This is a genomic window from Melaminivora alkalimesophila, from assembly GCF_000282995.1.
Classification (GTDB): domain Bacteria; phylum Pseudomonadota; class Gammaproteobacteria; order Burkholderiales; family Burkholderiaceae_C; genus Melaminivora; species Melaminivora alkalimesophila.
In genome coordinates, this window is sequence record NZ_ALEE01000799.1 from 1 (window position 1) to 2,760 (window position 2,760).

A 2,760-nucleotide genomic window follows, 5' to 3' on the forward strand; every position below is an offset into this window, starting at 1 on the left:
GTCGGCTCGAAGGCGCCGCGTGCATACATCAGGTACAGCGCCGAGCCCACGACCAGGCTGAGCGTGAACAACAGGAGCAAGGCGGCCTTGAGCCGCAGGTGCGCCACCGGGCGCAGCAGCTCGTCCGGCAGCGGCTCCCGCGGCCCCGGGGACGGAAGCGGCTCGGCTGTGCAATCGTGGCCCGGGGGGCCGGGCGGGTGCTTGGGCATGGGATTCAGTAGTAGTTGCTCATGAGCGAGACCACCTCGATCAGCAGCAGCACCGCGAACATGCGGGCCAGCCCGCCCAGCTCCGAGCCCGGTTGCTGGGCGCGGCGGGGCGAGCGCGTCTCGTACAGCCCGGAGGCCATGGGAATCAATGCAATCGCCAGGCTGAAGAACAGGGTCTTGAGCGCGAACACCAGCGTGATGTGCGGCGCGAAGACCTGGCCGAACATGCGCGTGTAGACCTGCGCCCCGGCCAGCGTGAAGCCATAGACGCTCAGGTAGACCATGACCAGCGCCACCACGCACGACAGCGCCGCCAGTGTGATGCTCGCATACACGCCGGCGACCACGCGCGGCAGCAGTTCCATGCGCACCGGGTCGGCGCCGCGCCGGCGCAGGGCGTCGAGGTGGCCTGCCTGGCGCATCAGCGCCAGCTGCGTGCCGTTCGGAATGGTGGCGCGCATCGCGACGAACAGCGCCGCGGTGAGCGGGATCAGCTCGAGCACCAGCACCCGGATGACCATCTCCAGCGCATAGCGCGACAGCCCGTAGCTGAAGGCCGTGACCACGACGATGCGCGTGATGACGACCGACAGCAGCGCCGCCAGCGCCGTGAAGCCCAGCAGGATGGGCACCGTGTCCTGGTACATGTGGCGCGCCAGGCGCAAGCGCATGCCGCGCGAGTAGGTGGACGGCGAGAGCACCAGCACCCACACCACCGCACCCAGGTAGAAGATGCGCCCCCAGGCGATGGTCAGGCGCTGCACACTCCGCCACAGGCGCTCGGGCAGCAGGCTGACATGGTCCAAGGCATGCATGGCAGGATCATAGCGGCGCGCCCCCGCGCCAGCAGCTGCCGCCGCCCCGCAGTGCGCGCTCAGACGTGGCGCCGGCCCACCGGGGCGGGCTCGGGCACCAGGGCGGCGTCGGCGCGTTCGTGCAGCGCTTCGATCACGTGGCAATGGCCGCCGGTGCCGTCGCAACGCCCGCGCAGCGCCTGCAGCTCCGCCTCCAGCACGCGCAGCTCCGCAAGGCGCGTGCGCACGTGCTCCAGGTGCTCGTCCAGCGTGGCGCAGGCCGCGTGGTCGGCGCCGCCCGGCTGGGCGCCGCGCGCATCGAGCTGCAGCAGCGTGCGCACCTCGTCCAGCGACATGTCCATCGCCCGGCACAGGCGCACGAAGCGCAGCCGGTGCACGTCCTCGTCGCTGTAGAGGCGGTAGCGGTTCTCGGCACGCGCGCCGCTGCTGAGCAGGCCCTCCTTCTCGTAGTAGCGGATGTTCGCCGTCGACACGCCCGACCGGCGCGCCGCGTCCCCGATGCGGTAGTGCGGACTTTGTGGGTTCATGCTTGACATTGGAGTGACTTGAAGGTTTCCAATCATGGCATGACACAAGAACACCTGCACGCCACCCCGGCCGCCACTGCCGCACCACCGCCCCGCTCGGCACCCGCCTGCGGCAGCTGCGCGCCTGCGCACGATCATCCGCACGGGCACGAGGGCGATGACCATGACCATGACCACGACCATGGCGCCCTGCCCGGCTGGCCGCGCATCGCTGCCGCCCTCGTGCTGGCGACGGGGGCCGAGGTGGCCCACTGGCTGCAGCAGGACACGGCGGGCCTTGCCCTGGCGGTGGCGGCCATCGCCCTGTCGGGCCTGGGGGTCTATCGGGCGGGGCTGAAGGACCTGTTCCGGCTGCGCCTGGGGATCAACGCCCTGATGGCCGTGGCCGTCACCGGCGCGGTGCTGATCGGCCAGTGGCCCGAGGCCGCCATGGTCATGGCGCTGTACGTGGCCGCCGAGCGCATCGAGCACGGCGCCATGGACCGCGCGCGCAATGCGATCCGCGGCCTGCTCGATCTCGCGCCACAGACCGCCGACGTGGTGCAGGCCGACGGCAGCACGCAGCGGATGGCGGCTGCCGAAGTGCCGCTGGGCGCGACGGTGCGCATCGCCCCGGGCGCGCACGTGCCCCTGGACGGCAGCGTGCTGCGCGGCACCAGCGCCGTGAACCAGGCGCCGATCACCGGCGAGAGCCAGCTGGCGGACAAGGAGCCCGGCGACCCCCTGTATGCCGGCAGCGTGAACCAGCATGGCGAGCTGTTCATGGAAGTGACGGCCGCGCCCGCCAGCTCGCTGCTGGCGCGCATCGTGCATGCCGTCGAGCAGGCACAGGCCAGCCGCGCGCCCACGCAGCGCTTCGTCGACCGCTTCGCCGCGGTGTACACGCCCCTGGTGTTCCTGGCCGCCCTGCTGCTGGGCACGCTCGCGCCCTGGCTGCTCGACTGGACGTGGCAGCAGTCCACCTACCAGGCGCTGGCGCTGCTGGTCATCGCCTGCCCCTGCGCGCTGGTCATCTCCACGCCCGTCACGGTGGTCAGCGCGCTCACCGCGGCGGCGCGGCGCGGCATCCTGATCAAGGGCGGCAGCGCGCTGGAGACGGCGCGCGGGCTGCGCGCCATCGCGCTGGACAAGACCGGCACGCTGACGACCGGCAGCCCGACGCTGGTGCACTGGCAGCCCCTGGGCGGCGCCCCGGCCGATGCGGCGGCC

The 2,760-nt window shown here is 72.0% G+C and carries 3 protein-coding genes and 1 pseudogene; 1 reads left to right on the forward strand and 3 read right to left on the reverse strand.

From position 1 onward, the window contains the following. The 3 genes and pseudogenes from A612_RS18055 to A612_RS15435 form a co-directional block, all read right to left on the reverse strand. A pseudogene (locus A612_RS18055) lies at positions 1-209 on the reverse strand (hypothetical protein); the annotation flags it as partial. A 5-nt stretch (positions 210-214) separates the two neighbouring features. Further along, positions 215-1,024 (reverse strand): MlaE family ABC transporter permease, encoded by an 810-nt coding sequence (locus tag A612_RS15430; RefSeq protein WP_019375337.1) that lies wholly within the window; start codon positions 1,022-1,024, stop codon positions 215-217. 59 nt (positions 1,025-1,083) lie between these two features. Beyond that, complete coding sequence (locus A612_RS15435; RefSeq protein WP_019375338.1) at positions 1,084-1,551, reverse strand: Cd(II)/Pb(II)-responsive transcriptional regulator; 468 nt, start codon at positions 1,549-1,551, stop codon at positions 1,084-1,086. 39 nt (positions 1,552-1,590) lie between these two features. Here A612_RS15435 and A612_RS15440 point away from each other — a divergent pair. Beyond that, positions 1,591-2,760 (forward strand): HAD-IC family P-type ATPase (locus A612_RS15440; RefSeq protein ID WP_019375339.1); only part of this gene is annotated, 1,170 nt, incomplete at its 3' end.